Below are 26,843 nucleotides of genomic sequence, written 5' to 3' on the forward strand. Positions count from 1 at the left end.
CCTTTGCTTTGGCCGCCTGGCCCGCCACCCTTAGATAGTCAGCGGAACGCCGGTATGACGTGGCGGCCGTAGCCTGCGATGATTTCTTCTTCATCGCCGCTATCGAGATAAATATTGAACTGGGTTATGCCCGCTGCCTTGAGGGCATGCATTTTGGCGATGTGCTCATCTGGCTCACCCAGTACGCAGAAGTTTTCCACCACGTCGGGCGTGATGAAATCCAGGAACGGATTATCAGCCTGGCCGTGCTTGGAATAGTCGTATCCACGGCGTTTCTCGATGTAGCTGGTCAGGCTCGCTGGCACCTTGTCACTATCGGCGCCGTACTTTTCGACGATGTCGGCAACATGGTTGCCGACCATGGCGGGAAACCACTTAGTGGCCTCGATGGCGCGGGCCTTGTCGCCGAAATAGGCGGGAGCAGCAGCCATTGAGCGGTAGTTGGTCATGTCGCGGCCAGCGGCCTTGCCGGCGTCGATGCACTGGTCGGTAAACCACTTGCAGAGACCGGGATCGGCGAGCTGGAGGACGACGCCATCGGCGCGTTCGCCGGCAGTCTTGAGTGCCAGCGGGCCGTAAGCCGCAATCCAGCTTGGCATGTCATGACCGACGGCCCAGGGGAATTTCACGGGCTCGGGAATGTCGTCATAAGTGACGGCTTCGCCGCGCACCATGGCCTTCGTCTTGTCAATGAACTCGGCAACGCGGGCGAGTGTCGCCGGCTTCTTGCCCATGACTCGGCGTGAGCTGTCACCACGGCCCACGGCCAGATCGAAGCGGCCGCCGCTCTGCTTGGAGAGGGAACCGAAAAGCGAGGCCGCGACGGACCAGTCGCGCACATCTGGATTGGTGACCAACGGGCCGAAGCGCATGTCGGTAGTGTGTTCCATACACATGGCAATGGCGGCGTAGCAATCGCGCCAAAGAATGTGCGAGTCATAGAACCAGCAATAGCTGAACCCGGCGTACTCGGCGGCGCGCACCAGATAGCGTGCCCGCTCGGCCTCGATAAAACCTTTGAACGTGATGCCGAATTCCATTTTTTCCCTCGCTCCCTGTCGATCAAATTTTGACCGTCCGATCAAATTTTTCGTCGGAACCGGGGGAATGTCAATCGCAATTCGGCAGATTATGCGGGCAGGTTATAGGCGATCATGGGTCGGCCCGATGTGGGGTGGCTCACCAGCGTCGCGTCGACATTATAGACCGTGCGGAGCAAGGCCGGGGTGAGCACATCCTGCGGAGCGCCCTGAGCAACCACGCGGCCCTGATGGAGCACGACGAGCGCGTCGCAAAAGGCGGCGGCGAGATTGAGGTCATGCAGCGCGAGCAGCACCGTAGCGCCGGATTGGGCGCGCGTGCGGAGCAGGTTGAGCGCAGTGAGCTGGGCGTGGACGTCGAGGTGGTTGGTGGGTTCGTCAAGCAGCAGGAGGCGCGGTTGCTGGGCGAGGGCGCGGGCGATCTGCAGGCGCTGCTGTTCACCGCCGGACATGGTGTTGTACTGACGGTGCTCGAAACCAGACATATCGACGGCGGCGATGGCCTCGGTGACAATCTGCTCGTCTTCGGGCGAAGGCTCCGCCTGCCATACGGATTGAAAGGGGATGCGGCCGAGCATGACGACTTCGCGCGCGGTGAGCTGGGCTTCGTTGGCGCCGATCTGCTCGACGAAGGCAGCGACGCGGGCGCGATTGCGGCGCGGCATGGCCGGGAGGTCGTTGCCCACAAAGGTGATGGTGCCCGAGGTGGTGGGCACAAGGCCGAGAGTGGCGCGAAGCAGCGTGGACTTACCGGCACCGTTTGGGCCGATAAGACCGGTCAACGAACCGGGCAGGGCGCGCATGGTGACGCCATTGAGAATGCTCTCGCCACCGGCTGTGGCCGAGACGTCAGTGATGTCGAGACCAGCGCTCATGTCGCCCGCCGATAGCGCAGCAGGACGAGAAGGAAAATCGGTGCGCCGATCAGGGCGGTGATGATGCCGACAGGGAGTTCACGCGGGGCAAAAAGGCTGCGGGCGGCGGTGTCGGTCCAGATCATGAAGCTGGCGCCGACGAGCATGGAAATCGGCAGCAGCAGGCGATGGCGGGAGCCTGTCACCAGCCGCACGATATGGGGCACGATGAGGCCGACGAAGCCGATGGCGCCCCCGATGGAGACGAGCACTCCGGTGAGGAGCGCCGTTGCCGCCAACAGGAGCCAGCGCAGGCGCGCCACGTCGACACCTAGAGTGGCGGCTGCGGCGTCGCCGAAGACGAAGGCATCGAGGGAGCGGCCGGATAGCAGGACCGGGAGGCCAACAAACAGCGTGGCGACGATGACTATCCCTGCATCGGACCAGACAGATCCGCTCAGCGAGCCCATCAACCAGCTGAGGATCTCGCGGTAGGAGTCGCCCGTGGCCGACCAGAAGATCAGGAAGGAGGTTGCGGCCGCCGCGAGCGAAGAAATGGCGATACCGGCCAAAATGGCGCGAGACGGCGTTGCCCCGCCAAGCAAACGCGTGACCAGCAGTGTCAGCAGCATGGCACCGGCCGCGCCCAAGAATGCGCCAATGGGCATGTAGAGCGCGGCGCCAGCCAGAAGGAATGCAACGGCACCGAGCGATGCGCCGGAGGACAGGCCTAGAAGGTAGGGGTCGGCTAATGGATTGCGGGTGAGCGCCTGCATAACGGCGCCACAGAGGGCCAGGCCCGCGCCAACGCCTGCAGCGACCAGTACGCGGGGTAGGCGGAGTTCCCAAATGATGGCGTTGCGTAAGCGGCCAACGGGGGAGTCGGCGATCAGTCCAAGATGATGGGCGATGGTCTGCCAGACTTCGAGCGGCGCAATGTCAGCGGGACCGAACGTCACGGCGAAGATGATGCTGCCCGCCAGCAAAAGCCCAAGCGCCACCGAAAGTGTGATGAGCCTGGGACGTTTGCTGGCGGCCGCTGAAGTCATGGTGCGAGATTGAGAGCCTTGAGCTGGTTGGCCATATCAGCGGTCGCGCCGACATTGCGCACACCTGCTTCGGACGCAGGGAATGGCAGCACCAGATAGCGCCCATTGATGACAGCGTCGAGCTTGCTGGTGATTGGGTTTTCCGCCAGCAGTTTCTTTTTCTGGTCAGCGGAGTTCCAGGCGGCGTCGACCAGCACAATCACGTCTGGATTGGCGTCGACAATCGCTTCCCAGCTGGCAGAGACCCAACCGTCATCAACGCTGGCCATGATATTTGTGAGGCCGAGCTTTTCGAGCATCATTTCGGGCGCACCGCTGCCGGCGCCAACATAGGGGGTCTTGGTGCCCGAGGAATACCAAAGCGCTGTCAGGCCGCGCGTGTCGGCAGGGATGGCGGCAAGCTCGGTCTTCTGCTCGGCAACGAAAGCCGTGGCGGCAGGCTCGACATTGAAGATAGTGCCCATTTCCTCGATCTGCGCGAACAGGTCGTCGAATGACAGCTTGGCTGGCTTGTAGGGCTCGGTGCGGCAGGCAGCTGGCGAAACATAGGTCGCAACGCCAAGGTCGCCCAGCGTTGCACGCTCGCCCGCGCCATCAGCGGCGAAGTTGCTTTCCCAGCCTGCATAAACAAAGTCCGGATTGGCTTCGAGGACGACTTCCTGTGACGGCAGCTTTTCGGCGAGGACTGGCAGCGCGGCGGCCTTTTCGGCCCACTGCGCTGGCACTGGGCCATCCTGAAAGCCGACACCAACGATCTTGTCGGCAAGGCCAAGGGCCAGCAGCATTTCGGTGGCAGTTGACTTCAGTGTCACCGCGCGTTGTGGGGCGGCGGGGAAGGTGACCGAAAACCCGCAGTTTTCGATTGTGAGCGGGTAGTTGGTGTCAGCCAGCGATGGTGTCACCAACGCAGCGAACGCGGCGAAGCTTAAGGCATATGGCAAGGGACGCATTTGATTTAGTCCTGACGCTGTTTGAGGCGGGTTTCCGGCTGGCCTGATGCCTCGCGCAGTTCGGCCAGCGCGGCATCGTAGCCAAGCCGATAGGCTTCAGCAGAGCCGAAGCGGAACATGTCGTCGTCGACGGACCGCACCAAAGTGCGCGCGCCGGGGGCGTTCAAATCGGTAACGAGGCGACCAAGCCCGCGCACAATGGCAACGGGAATGCCGCTGGCCTTGCCTTTGACCAGGTCAGCGGCACCGGAGAGCTCATCGGCCAGCACCGTGATGGTGACTTGCAGCGGCCTGCCATTGGCATCAACACCACCGCGAAGATCATCGGTGACGACAATTCCGGCAGCGCCGATGGCCACATCGGTTTGGCCCACGCGCCACGGACGCCCCATGGTGTCGGTGATGACCAGACCAACATTGAATCCAAGCCGATCGCGGAGACCCGCGCAGAGGTCTCGGGCGGACTTGTCCGGATCGAGGGGCAGGCGAAGGGCTACGCCATCCGGCACATTGCTGGTGTCGATCCCGGCGGCAGCCATGATCAGGCCGTGTCTCGTTTCGACAATCTGCGTCACGCCACCCGGATGAACCCGTTCGGCAACCACGCGCACCGTGTCTTCGGCAATCGCCTTTTCGCGATCCGCCACGGGCACCTGCATGCCCTCGGCCTTGGACACGATCTTGCTGGTGACGATGAGAATGTCGCCGTCTTTGAGCGCACAGTCGGCATCTTCGGCGGCCTGAGCATCGATGGCCTCGACGATCATGGCGACGAGGTCATCGCCGGCGGCGATCTCCGGCAGGCCCGGAACACCCCAGACGCTATAGCGGGTAATAGGCATGTTTCACCTCGTTTTGGAGGAGAGCGTTACTGACCGCCAAGGGCACGCAGGCGGGGCAGAATGTCTTTGGCGTAAAGATCGAGGAAACGGCTCTGATCGTCACCCGGCGCATGGAACACAAGATGGTCAAAGCCATAGTCCATGTATGCCTTGATCGCCCTGACGTGTTCATCGGGATCGCTTGAGACAATCCAGCGCTTGGCGATGCGCTCGATGGGGAGCTTGGCTGCCAGCTTCTCCATTTCCTCTGGATCTTCAACCGAATGCTTTTCTTCAGCACTCAGCGATAAAGCCGCCCAGCCACGTGTGTTTTCCAGCGCAGCGACCGGGTCTGGATCAAAGGATACCTTGACCTCTATCATTCGCTCAAAGGGCTTGTCCTTCAGCTCGGACTCTGTCCGGCCGAGCGCCACATTGGGCAGCAAGGTATCGACGTAGAGCTCTTCGCCCTTGCCGGAGGTGCAGATGAAGCCATCGCCAGCGCGGCCGGCATATTTAGCGTTCAGCGGGCCAGCGCCCGCGATATAGATCGGCACCATCTCGTCGGGCTTGTCATAGATGGTGGCATTCTGGGTGTGGTAATACTCGCCATCGAAGGTGACGCGATCCTGGCTCCACAGTAGCCGGATCAGCTTGACCGCCTCGCGCAGGCGCGCGGACCGCTCCTTGAGCTCGGGCCAGACCATACCCGTGGACGGCACTTCATTGAGTGACTCGCCAGTGCCGACGCCCAAGATCAGTCGACCGGGGAACATGGCCCCGAGCGTGCCAAACGCGTGGGCGACAACGGAGGGATGAAGCCGAAAAGTCGGCGTGAGAACGGACGTGCCGAGAATGATACGGTCGGTGCGGGCCAGAACGGCAGCCATCCATGCTGGCGCGAAAGGGGCGTGGCCGTCAGTGTGTTTCCAAGGCTGGAAGTGGTCACTCACGAACACGGAATCAAAGCCGGCCTGTTCGGCCTCGACAGCGAAGTTCAGCAGTTTGGTGGGCGCGAATTGCTCCGCCGATGCCTTATAGCCAAAACGCACTTGGTCCTCCCGATCCTCGTACAAGCAGCGTCCATCCTCACTGCCAATACAGATACTTTGACCGGATGGTCAAAAATTGTCCATCGGATTCGTACGGGCCTATTGCAAATACAGCAGCCTATTCTTGGCGAGTGTTTGAGGCCAATGTTCGTCCGACAAGCATCCGGAGCAGGGGCTGCCTGACCCTGTGAAGCCCACCAGATTCGATGCTATCCCGGAACGGCGCGATCGGGTATTGCGACATGCTTAGCCGTCCGCGCTTGTACGGCGCACAGACATTGCCGGGACCATCCCATGGAACAATTTGACCATCTTCCTTACAACCAGCCGATCATCTTGATCGCCGAATTTACGGCGCTGCCGGGCAAAGCAGACGAAGTCGCGGGGCTGCTCGAAGGCTTGGCAAAGGATGTCCGGGTTGAACCGGGCAACATCACTTTTGACGGCTACCGCAAAGCAGAAGACGACGCAAAATTCGTCGTCTACGAGATCTACCGCGACCGCGACGCCTTCGAAGCCCACATCGCAGCCAACTACGGCGCCATCTTCAACGCCAAGCTGCAACAGCTCATCGTCGAACCCCAATCCGTTCTGACCTTCCTGAACCCATCAACGCCAGCCGAGTAGGGCTCAGGTGGGCGTTGAGGCGGCAGCTTCGAAGAAATTCCCATACCGAAGTCAGGGCGCCACGCGCCCATCCATTATTCGCATAATATATATTATGGAACTAATATGCGACGACCCAGACATTGCATGGCCGCAAAATGCCGCCTACATCCCAAATTCGAGAACAAATGAGATTGCGCTTCAAGGCGTGTCGGGACGCTCTTGGCAGTGGCCGGCCGTCGCTGAAAACAGTTTTCGGGCCAGCGACGGTTCGTGCGAGCTGGGGCTAGGCCCTGTCGTATGCTTCGGCGGCGGACACAAGCGCCGCGAGATCGTTGGCCGTAAGCAGATGCCGTAGCGCGTCGAACTTGGCGCTATCCCACTGATAGATACCAAGGGACAGGATTGCCTCCACGGTAGCACCCGGGAAACGCTGACGCACCGAAACCGCCGGGCTTCCAGCTACGATGGTGTATGGCGCTACATTCTTGGTGACGATCGAGCCGGAGGCAACCACAGCGCCTTCGCCGATAGTCACGCCGGGCATAATCATGGCGCGCATACCAATCCAGGCGCCATCAGAGATGACAGTATCGCCTTTACCCTGGTAGGCCTCGAGAACGGTTTCGGGGAATGGATAGAGGCTGAACCAATCCGTGCGATGCGTATGGTTTCCCCCCATCAAAATCACAGCTTCAGCACCGATACACACGTAATCACCGATGTGCAGCTGATCGATGGGCCACTGTGGCTCCCAGGCAGCTAGGCTGAAGGCATCACCATAGTGGTAACGCACCACGCTTTCCTCAAACGACCCGCTCCACGCATTGCTGTAATAGCTGTGTTGACCGCGAACGTGAATATTCGGGTTCGTCACGGTTTCATGCAGGTACTCAACAATCGACCAGTGCTTTGTCGGCGCACTCATAACAACATTGTCCATCAATAAGAGAGTCAGACGTGGTTAGCCACGGAGGCTTTTGGGCCAGAGCCCTAGCGGGTCGTCCAAACGCGATGATCCAGCGAAACCACAAGTCGATTTGGTCCATCTAGGCCAATCCAGGCCCTAGAGGCAACCACCCTGCCCTCGTACGTCTGGCCGCCGACGGCCTGGATCGTGACGGATTGGTTGGACGCACGTGGGCCACGTTGTTGGGAGGATTGATTATATCAGCTTTGGTGATAGAAATTGGGGTGAACCCATTTACAGCTGAAAGCCGCTTGATGAGCCGCAATTTTCTGGTCGTTGATCCTGAAGAGGATATGGAAGTCCTCAAGGGGTTGGCCTCACCCATCCGCATCAAGATTCTTAAACTGTTGCATGTGGAAGGCGCGCTGAATGGCAATGATATTGCCGACAAGCTGAGCCTGCCCCAGTCGACCGTATCGACCAATATCCAGATTTTGGAAAGCGCCGGTCTGATCCGCACCGAAACGCAGAAGGCGCGTAAGGGCAATCAGAAGATTTGCCACTCGATGTTTGACGAAGTGATGGTGATGTTCAAAGAAGACATCAAGCCGCTACGCTCGAACACGATCGAAGTGGCGATGCCGCTTGGGCTTTACACCAGCTGCGATGTGTCCGCGCCGTGTGGTCTCTGTTCGGTGGATGGGATTATCGGGCTGCTGGATGTGCCGGATACGTTTCTGGATCCGGAGCGCATGAAGGCCGGGCTGATCTGGTTCACGCGGGGATATCTGGAATACCAATTCCCCAACAACGCGAAGCTGAGCCAAAACACCATCGAGGCCATGGAATTTTCCATGGAGCTGAGCTCGGAAGTGCCCGGAACCTCGGCGGATTGGCCGAGCGACATCACGCTATCGGTCAATGGCACGGAAATCGGCACATGGACGAGCCCCGGTGACTTCGGCGACAAGCGCGGCGTCTATACGCCCGATTGGTGGAAGCTGAAGGGCAGCCAATATGGCAAGCTCAAGAGCTGGCGGGTGACGACGGATGGCACTTACGTGGACGGGGTCAAAATATCTCCCATCTCGCTGGTCGACCTGGACCTGGCCAATCACCACTCGATCCGCCTGCGCATTGCCGTGAAGGATGACGCCAAACACCCGGGCGGCATCAATATTTTCGGTCGCGGCTTTGGCAACTACGATCAGGAAATCATCATGCGCTTGCAGACGGAACTGTGACTTTTCCCTGTTTGATCGGCGCCTAATCACTGGCCTTGCCGACCCAGAACTAAAAGTCATATTTTTGCGCACACAACCCTTGCGCAATCCGCTTCAGCTCGTTTACAACGGGGTAACTGATATAAATCAGAAAAACGGATGCACAGGGAGGATAGCGTGAAGGCTTCGGTCGTCGCACATAAGGATTACACGATCTCCAAGATTGACGATCGTGTCTACGGGGCGTTCCTCGAGCATCTGGGTCGGGCGATCTATGAGGGCATCTATGAGCCCGATCACCCGACCGCTGATAAGGACGGCATGCGCGGGGACGTGGCCAAGCTGGTTAGGGATCTCAATGTACCGGTGGTTCGCTACCCCGGGGGCAACTTTGTTTCGGCCTATAACTGGGAAGATGGTGTCGGGCCGCGCGAAGACCGCCCTACCCGCCTAGACCTTGCCTGGCACACGTCGGACAGCAACGCCGTAGGCGTGCACGAGTTTGCCGAGTGGTGCACCACTGTTGGCACCGAAATGATGCTGGCGGTGAACCTTGGTTCACGCGGCGTCGATGATGCCCGCAATTTCCTTGAATATGTGAACCATCCCGGCGGCTCCTACTGGAGTGACCTGCGCATCAAGAACGGCCGCAAGGAGCCGTGGAATGTGAAGATGTGGTGCCTGGGCAACGAGATGGACGGCCCCTGGCAGGTTGGCCACAAGGATGCCGATGAGTACGGCAAGCTGGCCGCCAACACTGCCCGCGCCATGCGCATGTTCGACAGGTCACTCGAACTAATTGTGTGCGGCTCGTCCAACTCCGACATGCCGAGCTATCCCGATTGGGAGCGCATCGTGCTCGAGCACACTTATGATCACGTTGATCATATTTCGTTGCACATGTACTTCGCCAACCGCGACGATAACACCCCTAACTATTTGGGATTGGCCGAAAAACTCGACACGTATATCGAGACCGTCGCCGCCACCATCAAGCAGGTGAAGGCCAAGAAGAAGTCCAAGCGCGACGTCTTCATCTCCTTTGACGAGTGGAATGTCTGGTACCATTCCAACAAGAAGGATCGCGAGATCCTCGACGGCAACGGCGGTTGGCCGCATGCCCCTGGCCTCCTGGAAGACGTCTACAACTTCGAAGACGTGTTGATGGTTGGGTTGATCCTCAACACCTTTATCCGCCGCTCCGACGTTGTGAAGATTGCCTGTATCGCCCAGCTGGTGAACGTGATTGCGCCGATCATGACCGAAAAGGGCGGCCCCGCCTGGGCGCAGACCATCTACTACCCATACTTCTTCGCATCGATCTTTGGCCGGGGCACCGCACTGCAACTGCAGACCAACTCACCCGGCTATGAGACCAACCATGCCAAGGACACGCCGTTCGTTGACGTCTCGGGCGTCCACAATGAAGAAGACGGCACGCTGAACTTCTTCCTGGTCAATCGCCACACCAGCGAGAGCATCGAGACCGAGGTGAGCCTGCAGGGCTTTGGTAATGGCACCATCATCGACCATCAGGTGATGACCCATACCAATCTCAAGGCTGTAAACACCGCCAAGAACCAGCAGGAAGTGGCTCCACGCAAGGGAGAAGGCGCCGCCATCGCCAACGGCACCCTCAGCGTAAAGCTGCCGCCGTACTCGTACCAGATGGTGCGCGTGAAGCTGTAACGCGACTGACGAACGACTGCCAATACGTGCATACACTGTGCACATCGGGCGCAGCATTACGCGTCACACAGTGACTGATTGTGCGACTGAGACGGGGCGTATCGGAAACGGTGCGCCCCGTTGCATTTGGTATCATGATTTCCGATTTACATCATAAAGAACGTTGACAGGACCCCCTCCCTGACTAAGTATGACTTATGGCCACGCTGGAGGGCGCGGCCTTGCGAGATGCGGGAGGCATCTCGAAACCGGGAGGAGTGAGATATGGATAGACGCAGCTTTATGATGGGCACCGCGGCAGGCGCGCTCATGTTATCGGCAAAGGGGGCCCCACGAAATGAGCGGCGGCCATTTCTACCATGTGCCCGCGCTGCATGATAATCAGCCGGTTGGAGATGTAATAGGCGGTATGTGAGGGTCTACTAGAAGTAGATATTCGAGCGAGTGCGAGATCGCACTCTCCCCGATGAGGCGCAACGCCTCATCGGGGAGAGTGCCTCGCCTTCGTCGTTAGAAGCGGGCTGCAAAGTTGAGGAACAGGCCGTGGTCGTCATAGCGCACGCGGCGGAGGTCATCCGAGAATTGTCCGAAATTGTAGCCAAGTCCGAGGCGGACCGTGTCGCTAATGTCATAACTGATCATGGCCAATGCGCCGAGGTCGAGCACTTCGGTCTGGGCATGAAGCAGTCCGCGCCCTTCCAGCAGCAGGCGCCAATCCTCGAACACTTCGAGATCGGCGCGCAGAATACCCAGATGCACCGTCGAAGCCGCGAAATCGTCCACGGCACGGCTGTCTGAGACTTCGCCGACGCGAAGGCCGTACTTCACGCCAACGGTCAGTTGCGGGGTAAGATCATAGTTGGCGTCTACACTGAAGATGTGGCTGCGCTGCGCAGGGCCCAACGTTGTACCGCCTACAGACACCTGATCGGGTCCCGGCAAATCGTAGAGATAGTTGTAGCGGATCAGCGCATTGAAGCGGTCGTTGTCGACAGGGCGATAGGCCGCCCCGAGACTGACCTCGACATAGTCGCCATCCAGAATGGTGTTCTGGTTGGACTGACTAAGCAGCATGCTGGCACCGCCAAGCATGCGCCAATTGTCATCGACCTTGACCGAAAGACCCGACTGGCCGAGCAGCGTGGTGCGGTCGCGGGTATGGTCCGACGATTCCTCAAAACGCCCCTCGCCACGCCCCGACCACTCGATACCCTCATGGCTATAAGCAAGTCCGCCCGAAACGGCGTGACGGGAGAAATCGGAGGCGTTGGGGTCGGTTATGGAGCCTGTCTCATAGGTCGCCGTAACTGTCCAACGGCTATCGGGCGTTACGGTGATGCCGTAAAGGCCGGTCAGCGAGTGCTTGGCGCCGAACACGTCGTAGATGTTCTCGGCATTGACCTTGGCCACGTCACTGATGCGCCGCTCCGTGCCGGTTACCACACCATTGGCTGGCGTGCTGCGCAGCAAGAAGCTGTCGGCGATATCGGGCGACATGCGCAGCCCGAGGTAGGAGCGATTGCCAGCGCTGTCGGCGTGCGAAAGCATGGCGTTGGCCTGTGGCCCGGTGGTGCCCGCAGAGCCTTCTACCCCGATGCTCCAGCCATCGCCGATTGACCACTCCAGCCCCGCGCCGACGCGATCATTGCGTTGATAGCCAGCGCTATGGTTGATCGTCGCCTGGCCGAAGCCATAGAGGGTGACATCCTCGAGCGCCGAATAGGATACCCGAGCGCCGACATCTGTGCGGTTGCCGTTGTTCTCATCGGTCCCGCCGGGGCGGAACGTGTTTCGGTGCAATACACCGACACTGACGGTCCAGTCCTCGTCGAGGACATAGCCCAACTCAGCCGAGACCTCAGTGCGCAGTGCACCTGTGGCGTTCTCTGTGTGGTTTGCCTTGAGGTCAAACCGTCCGGCTTCGCCCAGGCCAAGCGAGGCATAAGCCGTGGCCGAAAGGGTGTCGGTCAGCACCTGCGATTCCAGCGTGGAGAATCCGGCCTGCCGCTGCTCCAGCGTCACGCCAGCGACAAGATCGAAGCTGGCATCGAGCAATGAGCCCAAATCTGCTTGCGCCGTAGCGCGGTAGGCATAGGCGCCGCCAGCGGCATTTACTCGAGGCTGCTGGACATAGGTGAAGCCACCATCGGTCGACAACCAACCGCCCTGCCCCTGTCCTTCGCTGCGCAGCACTTCACCTTCGATGAAGGTCTTCTCATCGGCCTGCAGGCGTGCGTTGACGCCCACCACCGTCACTTCGTCGGCTTTGGAATTGGTTTCCGACATACCGACGACGCCAACTCGCAAGTTCTCACCGATCCAGCTCGAGGCGCTGCCGCCATAGGCGTATTCGCGCGTATCGGTGCCAGCTGGCTGGAACTCATACTGCACGACCAGATCGACAATATCGGGCTCGCTTGAGCTGACTGCACCCGACGAGTGGATGGTTCCTGACAGTGGCTGAGCCAGGATGACCAGACCCTGCATGTAGTTGATGGTGTAGTCGACGCCTGCCCGCAGGCGGCGAGTGTCAGTTACAAGCCCGGTCACACCATTGCGGGTTTCGACGCTGATGATTTCCGAACCAGGCACTAGATCCTGCCGCCGCAGCACGTAAGCCGATCCGCCGGTGCCACGCAAAGTGTCCTGCGCTGGCAGCGTGCGGGGCTGAGCCGCATACAGCGTTGCTTCCGCTTGCGGCGCACCATTGGCAACGGCGCCGTCGGTCTCGACATGCAACGACGCGCCGTAGAGGGAGCGTTGGCTGCGCAGCATGGTGCCGTTACCGATTTCCGTGCGGAAATTGCCCCACAGGACGTGGTTGTTGCCGCGCTCGAGCCGGACATAAAGTTTGCCACTGGTAGGCGCGTCATCGACCATAACGGAGTCGTCGCCATACACCGGATAATACTGGCTGGGGTCGATACGGCGCAGCAGTGCCTGGGGATCCTTGGACAGGACACCGCTGAACATTTCGCTCAATGGGCCTTCCCCGGTATCGCCAGCGGCCGTCAGGAGCACATCACCACGGATTTTGCCGCGCAGGTAGAATGCCGCGCGACCCTTGCTGTAGATGGCATCGAACTCTTCGGGTTTGGCATCGACGACCTTGCCATCGCCCCAGCGCGTTCCCAGCGTCAGGTCGGCCATGCCGACATAGAACCACTCACTGTCGGGAATGTTGATGTCGCGGTTGAAGGCAACGCTCTTGCCGTCCGCACCTTCGACGGTGACATCAACCGCGTGATCGCCCGAGGGCAATATCCGTTGGATGACAAACGCCCCGTTGGCGTCGACTTCAACAGCCTCGCCGAGCACATAGGCAGTGCTGCCCGGGCGCATCGCTTTGCCGTGCACAGTTACCGAGCCGCCATGCACCGAAATGGCGCGGCTGGCAGTCTGGTCCTGTTCCCAGAGAGCCTGCAAACCGACGCTCTTGCCGGTTTCCGTTCCGGCATAGATTTCCTGCGGCACGGTCTCGTCGAAGCGTCCATTGCGGTCATAAACCCGCGCCACATAGTAATAGGTGGCGTTGTCCAAATTGGGCAAAGCCCAGCTGGCCCGATCTCCCTCCACCGGCACCACGGCCAGCACCTGGTTCATGGATTGGTCGAGAATGCGGATTTCTGCGCGCTCAATCCAGCGCCAGTAATTGGCCTCGATGCGGAACGGGATACTGGCGCCTAGTTCCACACGGCGGAGGCCATGGGTGGGGCCCACGGCAAGGCGTGGCGTGCTCACCAGACCATCATAGGTCACCTGGATTTCAGCACGGGCCAGATCAACATCGGTTCGCCGCACGGCATCGCCGGGCACCGGGTCACCGGCGACATGTTCACCGTCGACCAGGATCGAGAAGCCGACACCTGCCAGCGCTGGCTGCGCAACCGTGAGCGCAGTCAGCGAGGCAATGGCGGTGCCCAACAACAAGGTGAGTGTGCGGTGGCGCAGAGACTTGTGCGAGAGGGACATCATGGCCTCACCACTCCTCAATTTTGGTGTCGATGACGAGGGTGTAAGGCGCTCCGACAGCGCGCCAGCGCTCCCGGATGGTGTTGACAACAGTGCTGACGCGTGGGCCGGAAACCTGACGATCGCCAGCGGCCTCGTAGACGATCAGCAGGCGAGCCTGCTGCTCCACCAGGATGGAGATCAGCTGTTCGATGCCACTCTCAAGTTCAACGGACGGAGCCGTGGAGCCCGAGACGAATGCGCCATTGTCCAGCGACAGACGGATCTGGCGGCCAATCTGCGCACCGAAATTCATCTCCACCATCTTGCCGGCTGTGAGCCGGGCCATTGCCGGATTGTCCGTAGTCATCGCGAACCCGGTCGGCAGCGTGCCGGTATCAATCTTGAGCACGAAGTTGGAGCCGATATTGGAATCGGGCAGCGCCGCGCAGGGGATCGAATAACGCCCGAACGCATCGGTCGTGACCAGCAGACCGCGCGCGGTGCTGAGACGAACGCCCGGAATGCCCGGCTCATCCTGATCCTGATAGCCATTGCCGTTGAGGTCGTTGAACACGGTGCCAATCACATCACTGCAATCAAACACGGCATCTGGGACGATCTCGACCGTCGCCTCCCCCTGGGAACCTAGGTCAGCGCCGATTTCGTCGAAGCCGAACGCCACGTTGCGGTAGCGACCAGGCGGAGTGCCCGGCAACGCCTGCAACACCAATCCGATCTCTATGCGCTGCAAGGCATTGAGCGGCAGAGCGGCGAAGCTGATCTCATTGCCGGTAACGGTGGGCACGAAGGCGACACCATCAACCGTGGCCGAGCCTTCGACGAACACAAAGCCCGATGGGATGCGATCAACGATGGTGACCTTGCCGGCATTGCCAAGCGCATTATTGCGGACTTCGATAACGAAGGGCACGGTTTCGCCGCGATGGATGATCGGCCGCTTGGTGGTCTTGGTGATCACCACATCGCTGGGCTGCTGCGGACTGAGCGTCAGCACCGCCGTATCAGTTGGTGATGTTACTGGGATGGCACCTTGGGCCACGCCCACCGCCTGCGCGATGTTTTCCATGCCATCGGGCATTCCGGCGCCGGCATTGAGATCGCTCTGGGTCAGCACATAGCTGGCCGTGAACATCTGCGACTCGCCGAGGTCTAGCGTGACCGAGGCCGGCACGAAGTCAGTCAACGGCGTTGCGGCAGGGACTCCGCCGAACGTGAACGAGACTTCCTCTGGCCGAACATCGGCTACCGGCACGTTGCCCAGATTGGAGATTTCGAAGGTGAAATCGATCCGGTCCCCGACCAGGGCGTAGCTGGTATCGCCGACAAAGCTGGCCTGCTTGATGATTTCAAGCACGGGCCGGATCGGCAGCATTGGTACGACCAACTCCTCATCGGTGGTGATCGTCGGGCCTGACAGGTCGGTAATGGGTTCAGGGCCATTACCAATGTCGTAGGTACCCGTGGCCACTGCCTGATTGAGCACATAGCGGCGATCCAGATCGGACTGGACGATCGAGTAGGCAATCGGCCCAACAGTCAGCGTCTGGGCGGGCAGAAGAGTCCCAACCGGGAAGCTTGACTGCGGCAGACCCGGCAACGGATCGGTGACGGTGACGCCATCGAGGGTCAGATTGCCGGTGTTGGTGACGCGGAAGTAGTACTCGATCTGCTCGCCGACAGTGGTCGGGTCATTCAGCGCAGCTACGGCCTCCTTGACCACGGCAATACCGGGCACCTGCTCCAACGGGACGACAATCGTGTTGGACGGCGCCGACATGAGTTCATCGACCTGGGTGACCGGGTTTCTGTACTCCCCGGAAGCCGTTGCCGTATTGGTCACGTGGCCAGCCTGGATGTTGCCCTGCACGACCGAATAGCGCACTGGACCAAAGGTAACGGCATTGGCCTCACCCGGCTCCAACACCGCAATAAGGGTCAGTGACGTTGCCGAGAGCAATGGATCGTTGATCCTCACATTGCGCATCGTCAGGTTGCCAGTATTGGTGACCACGAACTGATAGTCGATGGTATCGCCCGGCATGGGCGGGGTGCTCAGCGACTTTTCGACAATGGATTTGACGATCTGGAGCTCCGGCTCAGCAGTGATTGGCAGCCGTGTGACGGTGTCATTACCGACCGCCGTTCCGGAGATGTCCTTGACCGTCGTGGGGGCTCCAGTCGGCCCCAAGCCGATGCCTTCGACCTCAGCAGAGTTCTCGACATAGCCACGGTCGATATCGGCCTGTGTCAGCACATAAGTTGCGGTAATGGCGTCATCATTGATGTCGCCCGGCAGCATTGGGCCGGTCCATCCAGTTGGATTGACGATAACCGAACCAACGAGCAGCTCCCTCAGCACGACACTGTTCAGCACCACGTTGCCGGTATTGTGGATGGCAAAGCCATAGGTCACGACATCGCCAGCCCGCGCGGCGCCCGCAGGTGCGTCCAGGATAGTTTTCACCAACCGGATTTGCGGCGCACGAACGAGCGGACTCGTCACCTGATCGGTGTCCGTCACCGGCACATTGGTCGGTCCGGCGGTTGGATAACCCTCTGCCGTCGCGGTGTTGTCGACCTTGCCGTCATCAATATGGGTCTGCGTCAGCACGAGGCTGCCTTCAACCACAATTTGCCTGTTGGCGGCCGGCACGGAATTGGCGGCGTTCTGCGGTTGCAGGACGGCTGTCGCCAAGGCTGCCGCTGAGGCGGCATCCATCACGAAGCCAGGCAAATCATCATCGAGCGTGATGTTGCTCAGCGCCAGATTGCCGGTGTTCTTGATGGTGAAGCGGTAGCGAAGCGTGTCGCCGGCAACCAGCGGTGCATCGACCGTCGAGATCATCAGCTTGGTCAGCTCGAGACGTGGCACCTGAGGCAGTGACGTTGTTTCGTCATCCTGCACAGGCGTTCCCGGCCCAGCCGGAGTTTCGAAGTTGAGCGTGGCTTGATTGTCTACCTCGCCGGTGTTGATCTGGGCCTGGGTAATCGGCGCCACCACTTTGAAGGTGACGGTTTGGCCCGGCGCCACACTCGCGTGCTGAGCCGGCGTAATCACCGCACCAGGCATGGGGTCGGTCAGCTTGAGCGTCTTCAGCGTGACGTTGCCGTCATTGAACGCTGTTACCGTCCAGGTGAGCTTGGCACCGTCACGGGGCTCAGACGGAACCGACGCCGGATCGATTGTCTTGGTCAGGACGACGGACGGATATTGAAAGACCGGCTTGGTCTCGCTGTCGGTCGCACTGTTCGTGGTCTTGGGCGAGCCCGTCGGACCGTAGACGCCAGTGGCATAGGCCGTGTTATCGACCCGACCTCGGTCCAGATCTGCCTGCTTGATGGTGTAGGTGGCAAACACAGTCGTGCTTGTTCCCCGTGGCAACGATCCGATGGTCAACGCCGAATTGCCCGGGAGCAGCGGATCAACCACTTTCACGTCGCGCAGATTGGTGTTGCCGGTGTTTGTCACCAGGAAGGCATAGGTGATCGTCTGGCCGAGCACGCTCGGATCGGTGATCGTGCTGCTGGAAATCGACTTGTCGATCGTCAGCCCGGGCTTGGCCAACGCCTCGACCTTGGCCTGACCGGTACGGACGACAGTTTGTGCTACTCCGCCGCCATTGACGCCCCACTGCCCCACAGCTGTCGCGGTGTTATTGAGCACGTCGTTGTCTAGATCGGCCTGCTTGAGCGCATAGGTCGCCGTGAAGGTCGCCTTGCCATTGGGCTCAAGCCGCAGAGGCTGGGGAATGGTTCCGCTCAGCGCCGACAAGCCGGGCAAAGGATCGGTGATCCTCACGTCGATCAGCGGCGTCTTGCCGGTATTTGTGACGACGAAGGTGTAAGTGACCTGGTCATTCACATCCGGCGACGCGCCGCTCGACGTCAGTTGCGCCGTCTTTTTGAGGTCTATGGCCGGGGCGAAGTTCGGCGTCACAACCGTCTCAACGTTGTCGCTCGGCTCGTTGGCGATACCATTGTTGTTGGGATCGACATTGGTGCCGTTGTTGGACGGATCTCTGAGCTGGGGGTTATCGGTCGAGGTTTGGCCGGAATACTCCCCCGCACCGCTGACCACAGCCTGATTGGTATGCGTCAGGCCCTGCAAACGGGGCACTGCAGCATTGATATGGAGGGTAAAGGTAGCCGTTGCGCTGGCGCCTGCGGCCAGTCTGCCGCCGCTCACCAGAATCTGGGAGCCGGGTTGGCCGGTGAAGGCTGGTTTGGCTGCATCGGTTAACGTCGTGCTCACCGTCGAGACACTGTAATGCCCTTCCGGCGGCGTGCCCGCTGCGGCGGAGTAATTGCCGAAATTGCGATTGGCGATTGTAAAATCATCGGTGATCTCGACCCCCACCAGAGGCTCGAGCGACAGGTTCTTGACCGTCAGCGTGTAGTCGATCTTGTAGCTGCCATCCGCCTGGAACACCGGCGCACTTGCCGATTTGGCCAAGCCGATACGGGCTGTTGGGATCATGGTGAAATTGTAGTTCGTCCCACCCGTGGCGGTGGTCGCGACAACTCCGCTGATTGTCCGCGGGTCAACGATCTGACCAGCGCCCGCCCCGGTGGAGTCGGAGCCCAGAACAGACTTCCCGAGAACCAGATGCGGCTCGGTGATTGAAGCTGCCGTATAGGTCACCGTGTAGGTGCCTGGAGGCAAATTGGGGACGGTGTAGCGCCCGGCCGCGTCGGTCAGAACTGCGGGCATGGTGATCGGTGCGTTGTCATGCGACGACGTTCCCGAGACGATGACAGAGACACCAGCGATCCCCGTGTCGCGCTCGGCGGTCAGCTTGTCGTCCTTATTGAAGTCCCGGAACACGGTGCCACTAATCGACGTCGCCTTGACCGTGGTGACGGTACCGGCAACGTCGGTATTGTTGCTCGGGTTCTTGTCAAAAGACTGGGTCGTTGCGGTGGCCGTGTTGACCACCCTGTCGCCCGGTGTAGCAATGGAAATGATCTTGACCCAGACACGCACCGTTACGGTTTCGCTGGGAGCGATCTCGTCGAGCTGGCAGGTTATGGCGCTATCGCCGATGCCTCCGACACAAACGCGGTTAGCGCTGGGCTGCAGGATTTGCGGAATCCGAGTCAGGACCATCCCGGCCGGGAAAGTATCCGTCAGCACCACACCTTCGGCAACATCCAGCCCGTCGCCTGACAGCGCGGTTACATCAAGGTCCCAGTAAAACTCCTGGCGTAGGTCGACCACGCCGGTCCCGTCTGGAGTCGTCGGTGTCTTGGTCACGGCGATATCGGCGCGAACGCGCACCGTGGTGTCTTCGTTGGATGTGTTGTTGGTCGTGTCTGTGTCGTATCCGGCACGGCTTTCAGCCGAACTCAGCTCCACCTGGTTGGTGTGGCGCTTGCGCTCCACTGCCTTCATCAACATCCTCAGCTCAACCGGTGCGCCTACGGCGACGCGATCGGCTCGACACGTAACGTTTCCGCCTGGCGTATCGGGAACTGCATTTACCGTGCAGCTCCACCCCGCTGGCAAGGGCAAAACCATGCGGGGATTGGCCAGCCCACTGGTCGGTAGCGTGTCCACCATGGTCACGTCCGTGGCCTCGGATGGGCCGGAATTGATCACGGTGATCACGTAGGTCGTGTCCGTACCGATCTCTACGGGATCAGGACCGTCCTTTTTCTGAATTTCCAGATCAAGCGCCGGCTTCGTGATGCGGACCTTAACCTTGGCCTCGTTGTTGTCGCTGTCTATCTCCGGCGTGGTCGTCGAGACGGTCGCCAGGTTCTCGATGTCCTGATCGATGACGCTCATCGTCGGCACCACCACCACCGTAATGGTCTGCTGGCTACCGTTCGCCAGCGTTCCCAGGGAACAGGTGATCGAGTTGTCGCCTGCCGCATTCGGCACGATTTCTCCGGACGCCAATCCCATGGTGCAGGCGCCAGCGCTAGGCGTCGCGCTGATGAACCGCACGCCATCGGGCAGGATGTCTTTGACAACGACGTTTTGTGCAGGGCTTAGCCCGTTATTGGGTACGAGGGCGGTGATGACATAGGTCAACTCCTGCCCAACAGCGGCACCAGTCGCTACGGCCGTCGACGCCTTGGTGACAGTCACGTCGGTACGCGGCGTAACCGTGTACTCCGCGTCGTCGATGTTGTTATCGGTTTCGGGATCTGGCGTTACGAGCGAATAGACATTGGCCTCGTTCTTTTTGACGCCAACACTGCCTACCCGCACGGTTACGTCGACATAGGGGCAGTCCTTGCCGCTCTCGCACTTCGCCAGCGTCGCAATCTCGCAGGACAGTATGCGCGAATAGGCGGACCCAACCTTCTCGCTACACTGCAGGCCGCCCGTTGGTGTGAAGCTGATCGGGCCAGGCGCTCCGCCATTCTCGGCAACGATGTCGCGCAGTTCGTCGAACAAGTGGACGTCTTTAGCTTCGGCCGGACCGACATTGACCACTTCAAGACGGAAGGTGATTTCTTCACCGGCCAACACGGTTGCTGCGCCAACCACGGACTTCTTGAGCTGCAGGTCGGCCCACTTGTCGTTATTCGCGCTGGTGAGACCGCCGCTATACGCCGTGTTGTCACCGGGGAACGGGTCGCGGGTCAAATAGCCGTCAAACGACACCAGCATGCCGTTGTTAAACGTCCCTTCCTTGGTCACCTTGGCGGTGACGACAATGGGCTCAATCGACTGACCAGGCCAAAGTGGATTGGCCACGTATTTGTCGGTGTAGCACGTCATGGCGAGCGGCCCGACGACCGGCATGGGCGAGCAGATCCAGCCCGGAGCATTCACGCTCTCGATCACCAGTCCGTCCGGCAACATGTCGGTTATCGTAAGACGTTCAGCCAGCGGAGCATTGCCATCATTACGGGCACCGAGGTTGAAGTCGTACGAGTTGCCAACGGTGACCAGCCCCCGGTCCGGGGTGCTCTTGCTGGCGACCATATCGATCTTGGGGAGGACAATGTCCGCCGCGCCATCATTGGCGCTGTTGTTGACATGCCCACCAGCATTCTCACCAACCGCGGTAATGTCGGCGGTATTGGTGACCTTAAGGCCGACATCGACCACTTCGGTCGTAATCGTGATTGGCTTGCGATAGTTGGAACCAGTTGCAGCGGTATACTCGCAGGAAACATCCTGCCCGGTGACCTCACACTCCCAGCCTGACCCGGCATCGACCGACAGAATGCGATAGTTTGCGGGCACGCTATCGGTGATAGTTGCCGATGTTGGAACACGACCCGCCACCAGAGGCTCTAGCGTGAACGTGGCCGTGTTCCCCAACAGCAACAAGCCCGCTGGTGAGCGCGACTTGCGCAGGCTGACGTCCATTCCCTCGAGAATTTCGATTTCGGCGACGGCGCTATCGTTCGCGTTATTTGGATCGCGCGGTGTTCCCGAAATGACCTGCGCGGAGGCAGTTGCAGTCGACGCTTCCGCGGCAATGACCTGCGTGCTGAACTCCAGGTTCCGCACTTGATCGGGAGCCATGTCGCCAAGGTCGCAACTGATGAGATTACCAGCGATCGAGCAATTGGGTGGCATCACAACGCCGGATCCGGATAGACCCGTCGGCAGCGTCAGCACGACCTTGCCGTTCTTGGATGCGTGCGGGCCCTGGTTCGTGACTACTGCGGTCAGAGTTACGATCTTGCCAGCTTGCAGTGGCGACGGCGCAGCAGTCAGCGCGACGCTCAGGTCCGCCCCTTCATGTACGGTGGTCTTGCGCGTGAAGCTCGCGACACCCGGCTCAGTGGGCACGCTTGCCTTCAGTTCAGTGGTGCCAGCCTGCATGTGGCGCATGCCGACGATGAAATCGGTCGATGTACCGGGCAGGATCGCCGGCAAATCGCACGTGACCGCAAATGGTGTCGCACTCGGCGCACCGCCCGCTGCTGGTGAACAATTGCTGAGTTTGGAAACGCCGGTGAAAACTGTGTTCGCCGGAATTGTGAACACCACCGTCGACGCGGGCGCCAGATAATTATCGCTATTAGCGATGCTGACTTTGTAGTCCGCCTGCCCACCGGCGGGCAGCGGAGAAAAGCCGCTATTGTCGATATTGACCACCCAGCCGGTCTGCGCGGTGGCTGCCGCAGTACCGGCGCCTAGCAGCAGGGCGGACAGTGCGAATGCCTTGAAAGCCCTCGCCGCCCACGCCCCCCTCACCCCTTTGCCAATGGCATCGCCAGCAGCGTTGTTGTCCCGCAGGAAGCGAGGCGACAGGGGGGTTGATTTCATATTTGCATTCCAACGCAGTCAGAGGTTTGCACCTCCAGAACTGGCGGGCATTGGAGTGCGCATACGCGAATGGAAACAGTTACTCAACTGTAAATGGCGCGACCCTAAGTATCGAATTTACAAGGAAAAAATGTTGACAAATGAGCCGGAAATCGCTCGCGCGCACCCCTTCATAGTCCGCCAATTTCAGCTGATATCAACGAGCAATTTCGTCCCCGAAAGCCCACAGATAGGGCGATAAGTGCCACGGTCAGAGCGTCGAGGAATCGACGAGTTGAGTCGGCTCATTTCAGCTCTGTTGCCGTTGTCGCTTTCTGTCGTTTTGGTTCCCTTGGTGCCGCATTCATTGATTTCTCAAGGTCTGGCAGACGGCCGTTTGTGAGCCTGAGAAGGGAATCATTGGGCCGTGCACGGCGGGATGTTAGCCCCCTACCCCTTCCGTTGGCTGAGCGACTCACTTTGGGGAGGTAGATCGTTTGAGCGCCGCCCTCTTCTTTCAAATCGGACGATATCAGAGCACGCGTATAAAACATGACTTTTAGATGCAGGATATATTGAAATGTGAGTTTCATATGTGTAGTGAGGGCAACGCGTGACCGCTGGGGTCATGCCCAGGACTGCGGCTCCGCCGCCGAGAGACACTCATGATTGGCCTTGTTTCCGCTCGCCTGATGCGAGCCTTGCGCCCCGCATTCGCGGTGGCTGTACTCACCATGTCAGCGCCGATTGCTGCCCAGGCGCAGGACACCCGTACGATCACCCATGAACTGGGCGAGACCACTATCACCGGCGAGCCTGTGCGCATCGTCGCCCTTGAGTTTTCCTTCGTGCAGGCGCTGGATTCTCTGGACATCGTTCCGGTCGGCATAGCCGACGACAACCAGCCCGAGCGGATCGAGCAGAACCTGGGTAAGACCATCGAATACAGCTCGGTCGGCACGCGGCTCGAACCCAATCTCGAACTGATCAGCGTGCTGCAGCCTGATCTCATCATTGCCGACGAGCGCCGCCACGGCGCCATCTACGAACAACTGAGCGCCATTGCTCCGACCATCGTCCTGAACAGTTGGGACGGTAGCTACGAGGACATCAAGCAGGCAGTGGTCACCATCGCCGATGCCATCGGCGACAAGGCCAAGGGCGAGCAGGTTGTGGCTGACCATAATGCGCGGATGGCAGAAATTGCGTCCAAGATCCCCGCCAATGACAAGCGCTTCATGCTCGCGGTTGCCACTGCCGACAATTGGTCGCTGCACACCTCTGCCTCGTTCAGCGGCTCCATTTTTGCCGCGATCGGCGTGAAGACCGCACTTGAAGCCAGTGAACCTGTCGAAAGCGGTGTAGGCCTTGAGCGCCTCGTCGCCATCAATCCTGACGTGCTGCTGGTCGCGACCGATCCGGGTGGCACCATCTTCAACCAGGTGCAGGACAATTCGGCCTGGCAGGCTATTTCAGCCGTACAGAACGGTCTCGTCTTCGAGGTCAACCGCAACCAGTATGCCCGCTTCCGCGACCTGCGCACCGCCGAACTCATCGCCAATGACGTTTTGAGCAAGGTCTTCAATGTCCAATAAGGACAAGGGGGCGGCGGCGTTTACTGCGGCCCCCTATCAACCAGACACGGGATGGAGCGCGCGTATGCACCTCCGTCCCACCTGGCTGTTTGCCCTTATACTGGCGCTGCTATTCGCGGCTGCAGTTGGTAATCTCATGGTTGGAGCCGCAGGCTTCAGTGTTGAGCAATCTCTGCGCGCGCTATTTCTGCCTGACACCTCGGTGGAAACTGCGCTGATCTGGGAAGTGCGCTTGCCGCGTGTGCTGCTAGCGGTGCTCGTGGGTGCAAACCTGGCGGTCGCGGGCGTGCTTATCCAGACGCTGACCCGCAATCCCCTCGCTTCTCCCCAGACCTTCGGCATCAATGGCGGCGCGGCGCTGGCTATTGTCGTCGCGGTCATCGCTGTCCCCGGCCTCTCCGGCGGCTCGACCGTTGTGCCGGCCTTTGTCGGCGCTGCCGTCATCGGCATGATCATGTGGATATTGTCTCTTTCCAACGCCATCACGCCACTCAAACTGGCTTTGGCCGGGATCGCGCTGCAACTGGTGCTGGCTGCGATGGTGCAAGCCGTGCTCATCGCCAATAATGCATCTGCCGATATTGTCTATTGGCTGGCTGGCTCGGTCACCACGGCGCAATGGAGCAAAGTCTGGACCATCCTGCCGTTCAGTCTGGTGGGCATAGTGGTCGCCATCGCTGGCGGACACCATTTCGGGCTTTTGGCGCTGGACACCAGTACTGGAATGTCGCTCGGCCAAAATGCCCGCCGCACAGGCGGACTGGCCTCGGCACTGATCGTTATTCTGGCGGGTTCATCTGTGGCGGTTGCCGGACCGATCGGCTTCGTTGGCCTGATGGTTCCCCACATCGTGCGCACCCTCGTGGGGGAGGAGCAGCGCACCGTCCTCATCCTTAGCGTCGCCGCTGGCCCTCTGCTGCTGGTTGCCGCTGATCTGGGTGGAAAGCTCGTCGCTTATCCGGCGGAGCTTCCGGTGGGGATCATTACCGCAATTCTAGGCGCCCCCGCCTTCCTGCCCATCACGTGGAGAAACCGCAACCAATGAGCATGGCACTGACACAGCCCCAAATGTCTCAACCCTGGCGCACCACCCTGGTCTGCATCGCTCTGGGCCTCCTGGTGGTGGTTCTCGCGCTGATCAGCATCGCGCTGGGCGCGGTTCCACTCTCCTTGGACCGCGTTGTCGCTGGCCTTTTTGGTGGGCCAGATGCCTTCATTATCAGCCAGTACCGCCTGCCCCGCGTGGTCATTGCCATTCTTTCCGGTGCGGCTTTGGCTCTCGCCGGCCTGTTCCTACAGGTCGCTCTCCGCAACCCCATCGCTTCGCCAGACGTGGTCGGGATCACCAAGGGCGCGGGACTCGGCGCCATGCTGGCCCTCATTTTCACGCCACCTGCCTGGATCGTCTGGAGCGTGCCTGCGGGCGTGATCCTGGGTGCAGCTCTGGTGGCGCTGCTGCTTCTTGCCATCGGGCGGGGATTGGGCGGCGGCATTACCACACTCGCGCTCGTCGGCGTTTCGCTGGGCGCCCTAGCGCAGGCGGTCATGCAGTTCCTCATGGTCCGCTATCCGCGTGGCATCGATCAGAGCATGGTCTGGCTTGCAGGCAGCACTTATGGCAGCACGGTCGCCGACATCATCTCCCTGTCTATCTGGCTTCTGGCGTGCCTGCCCGCAGTGGTCATTCTGGCGATGATGCTCGACGTTTCCACCTTTGGCGACGACACGCTCAAAAGCCTTGGCCTATCACCCAATGTCGTCCGCGCCGGACTGGTACTGACGGCTGTCGCCCTGACGGCTGGTGCCGTTGCCAGCGTCGGCAGCATCGGTTTTCTGGGCCTGCTGGCGCCGCATGTGGCACGCCTGATGGTTGGCCCGCGCGCACGCCATCTCGTGCCTGCCACTGCGCTGACCGGGGCGCTTGCGCTGCTATTGGCCGATCTGATTGGCAGGCTTGTCGCGCTGCCGAACGAAATTCCTGCCGGCATCGTCGCCTCGGTTATTGGCGGGCCCTACCTGTTCTTTCTTTTGCTTTGGGAGGCACGCCGTCGTGGCTGATATCCAACAGGACCGTCTAGAAGCGGCTGCGCTGAGCGTCGGCTATGGTGGCCGCGCTGTGCTCGATCAGGTTTCGCTGGGTATTCCCAACGGCAAGATCACGGCGCTGATTGGTGCCAATGGGTCGGGTAAATCCACCCTGCTGCGCACGCTTGGCCATGTGCTTGACCCTGTCATGGGGACTGTGCTGCTCGACGGGAAGGATATCATCCAGAGCCCGCGCAAGGCAGTGGCCCGTGTCATGGCGCTGCTGCCGCAAAGCCCCGTCGCGCCCGATGGTTTGACGGTTCGCCAGCTCTGCCGCTTTGGCCGCTACCCACACAAGCCACTCCTTGCGCGCACGAGCGACCACGACGAAACGGTTGTGGATGAAGCCCTTGCGGCGGCTGGCTTGACCGATCTGGCAGATCGCGCGCTACACCGTCTCTCGGGTGGGCAGCGCCAACGCGCCTGGATCGCCATGGCGTTGGCGCAGGAAACCCCGATCCTGCTGCTAGACGAGCCAACGACCTATCTCGACATCGCCCACCAGATGGAAGTGCTGCAACTGCTGCGGCAACTCAATCGGGAACAGGGACGCACCGTGGTGATGGTTGTGCATGACCTCAATCACGCCGCCCAGTTCGCCCACCACATCATCGCCGTGGCCAATGGGGGTATCCACGCCGCTGGCGCGCCGCAGGACCTGCTGACCCCAGAATTGATCCGGACCGTCTTTGGCGTCAGCGCTCTGGTCGTGCCGCACCCATCGGATGGAACGCCGCTCTGCCTGCCGCTTCCCGCGTCAGCATAGCGCGACGAAC

The 26,843-nt window shown here is 60.3% G+C and carries 16 protein-coding genes; 7 read left to right on the forward strand and 9 right to left on the reverse strand.

Going from position 1 to position 26,843, the window contains the following annotated elements; all coding sequences use genetic code 11:
• Positions 1 to 38: 38 nt before the first annotated feature.
• From WH87_RS03300 to fgd, 6 genes are all read right to left on the reverse strand, one after another.
• Entirely contained in the window at positions 39 to 1,040 is a 1,002-nt protein-coding gene (locus WH87_RS03300; RefSeq protein ID WP_046138506.1) for a TIGR03842 family LLM class F420-dependent oxidoreductase, read from the reverse strand.
• An 89-nt stretch (positions 1,041 to 1,129) separates the two neighbouring features.
• The gene (locus WH87_RS03305; protein ID WP_046138505.1) at positions 1,130 to 1,915 is read right to left on the reverse strand and encodes an ABC transporter ATP-binding protein; all 786 of its coding nucleotides are present in this window, start codon (positions 1,913 to 1,915) and stop codon (positions 1,130 to 1,132) included.
• Positions 1,912 to 2,943, reverse strand: a complete 1,032-nt coding sequence (locus WH87_RS03310; RefSeq protein ID WP_046138504.1) for a putative F420-0 ABC transporter permease subunit — start codon at positions 2,941 to 2,943, stop codon at positions 1,912 to 1,914. The genes WH87_RS03305 and WH87_RS03310 overlap by 4 nt, the downstream gene beginning before the upstream one ends.
• Positions 2,940 to 3,893, reverse strand: a complete 954-nt coding sequence (locus WH87_RS03315; RefSeq protein WP_046138503.1) for a putative F420-0 ABC transporter substrate-binding protein — start codon at positions 3,891 to 3,893, stop codon at positions 2,940 to 2,942. The genes WH87_RS03310 and WH87_RS03315 overlap by 4 nt, the downstream gene beginning before the upstream one ends.
• A gap of 5 nt (positions 3,894 to 3,898) precedes the next feature.
• Positions 3,899 to 4,735 (reverse strand): coenzyme F420-0:L-glutamate ligase, encoded by an 837-nt coding sequence (gene cofE / locus WH87_RS03320; RefSeq protein ID WP_046138502.1) that lies wholly within the window; start codon positions 4,733 to 4,735, stop codon positions 3,899 to 3,901.
• Positions 4,736 to 4,761: 26 nt separating this feature from the next.
• Positions 4,762 to 5,766 carry a glucose-6-phosphate dehydrogenase (coenzyme-F420) gene (fgd, locus tag WH87_RS03325; RefSeq protein WP_197410713.1) on the reverse strand — a complete coding sequence of 335 codons (1,005 nt, stop codon included), beginning with the start codon at positions 5,764 to 5,766 and terminating at the stop codon, positions 4,762 to 4,764.
• Positions 5,767 to 6,060: 294 nt separating this feature from the next.
• Between fgd and WH87_RS03330 the strand changes: the two genes are divergently transcribed.
• Positions 6,061 to 6,393 (forward strand): putative quinol monooxygenase, encoded by a 333-nt coding sequence (locus WH87_RS03330; RefSeq protein ID WP_046138500.1) that lies wholly within the window; start codon positions 6,061 to 6,063, stop codon positions 6,391 to 6,393.
• 265 nt (positions 6,394 to 6,658) lie between these two features.
• Here the strand turns inward: WH87_RS03330 and WH87_RS03335 are convergent, their stop codons facing one another.
• On the reverse strand, positions 6,659 to 7,315 hold the full coding sequence (locus WH87_RS03335; RefSeq protein ID WP_156458044.1) for a CatB-related O-acetyltransferase: 657 nt from the start codon (positions 7,313 to 7,315) through the stop codon (positions 6,659 to 6,661).
• 281 nt (positions 7,316 to 7,596) lie between these two features.
• Between WH87_RS03335 and WH87_RS03340 the strand changes: the two genes are divergently transcribed.
• Together WH87_RS03340 and arfA are read left to right on the forward strand one after the other, a co-directional pair.
• Positions 7,597 to 8,526, forward strand: a complete 930-nt coding sequence (locus WH87_RS03340) for an ArsR/SmtB family transcription factor (protein WP_046138498.1) — start codon at positions 7,597 to 7,599, stop codon at positions 8,524 to 8,526.
• Positions 8,527 to 8,682: 156 nt separating this feature from the next.
• Entirely contained in the window at positions 8,683 to 10,194 is a 1,512-nt protein-coding gene (gene arfA / locus WH87_RS03345; protein ID WP_046138497.1) for an arabinosylfuranosidase ArfA, read from the forward strand.
• 510 nt (positions 10,195 to 10,704) lie between these two features.
• Here the strand turns inward: arfA and WH87_RS03350 are convergent.
• Entirely contained in the window at positions 10,705 to 14,169 is a 3,465-nt protein-coding gene (locus tag WH87_RS03350; protein ID WP_046138496.1) for a TonB-dependent receptor, read from the reverse strand.
• Positions 14,170 to 14,173: 4 nt separating this feature from the next.
• On the reverse strand, positions 14,174 to 22,408 hold the full coding sequence (locus tag WH87_RS03355) for a DUF7507 domain-containing protein (RefSeq protein WP_046138495.1): 8,235 nt from the start codon (positions 22,406 to 22,408) through the stop codon (positions 14,174 to 14,176).
• A gap of 644 nt (positions 22,409 to 23,052) precedes the next feature.
• Between WH87_RS03355 and WH87_RS03360 the strand changes: the two genes are divergently transcribed.
• The 4 genes from WH87_RS03360 to WH87_RS03375 all read left to right on the forward strand — a co-directional run bounded on the left by WH87_RS03360 (position 23,053) and on the right by WH87_RS03375 (position 26,833).
• Positions 23,053 to 23,982 carry an ABC transporter substrate-binding protein gene (locus WH87_RS03360; RefSeq protein ID WP_156458046.1) on the forward strand — a complete coding sequence of 310 codons (930 nt, stop codon included), beginning with the start codon at positions 23,053 to 23,055 and terminating at the stop codon, positions 23,980 to 23,982.
• A gap of 64 nt (positions 23,983 to 24,046) precedes the next feature.
• Positions 24,047 to 25,027 carry a FecCD family ABC transporter permease gene (locus WH87_RS03365; RefSeq protein WP_046138494.1) on the forward strand — a complete coding sequence of 327 codons (981 nt, stop codon included), beginning with the start codon at positions 24,047 to 24,049 and terminating at the stop codon, positions 25,025 to 25,027.
• Positions 25,028 to 25,050: 23 nt separating this feature from the next.
• On the forward strand, positions 25,051 to 26,040 hold the full coding sequence (locus WH87_RS03370; protein ID WP_156458047.1) for a FecCD family ABC transporter permease: 990 nt from the start codon (positions 25,051 to 25,053) through the stop codon (positions 26,038 to 26,040).
• On the forward strand, positions 26,033 to 26,833 hold the full coding sequence (locus WH87_RS03375; protein WP_046138492.1) for an ABC transporter ATP-binding protein: 801 nt from the start codon (positions 26,033 to 26,035) through the stop codon (positions 26,831 to 26,833). The genes WH87_RS03370 and WH87_RS03375 overlap by 8 nt, the downstream gene beginning before the upstream one ends.
• Positions 26,834 to 26,843: the final 10 nt, after the last annotated feature.

The sequence above is a fragment of the Devosia epidermidihirudinis genome (genome assembly GCF_000971295.1).
In the GTDB taxonomy this organism is placed as follows: domain Bacteria; phylum Pseudomonadota; class Alphaproteobacteria; order Rhizobiales; family Devosiaceae; genus Devosia; species Devosia epidermidihirudinis.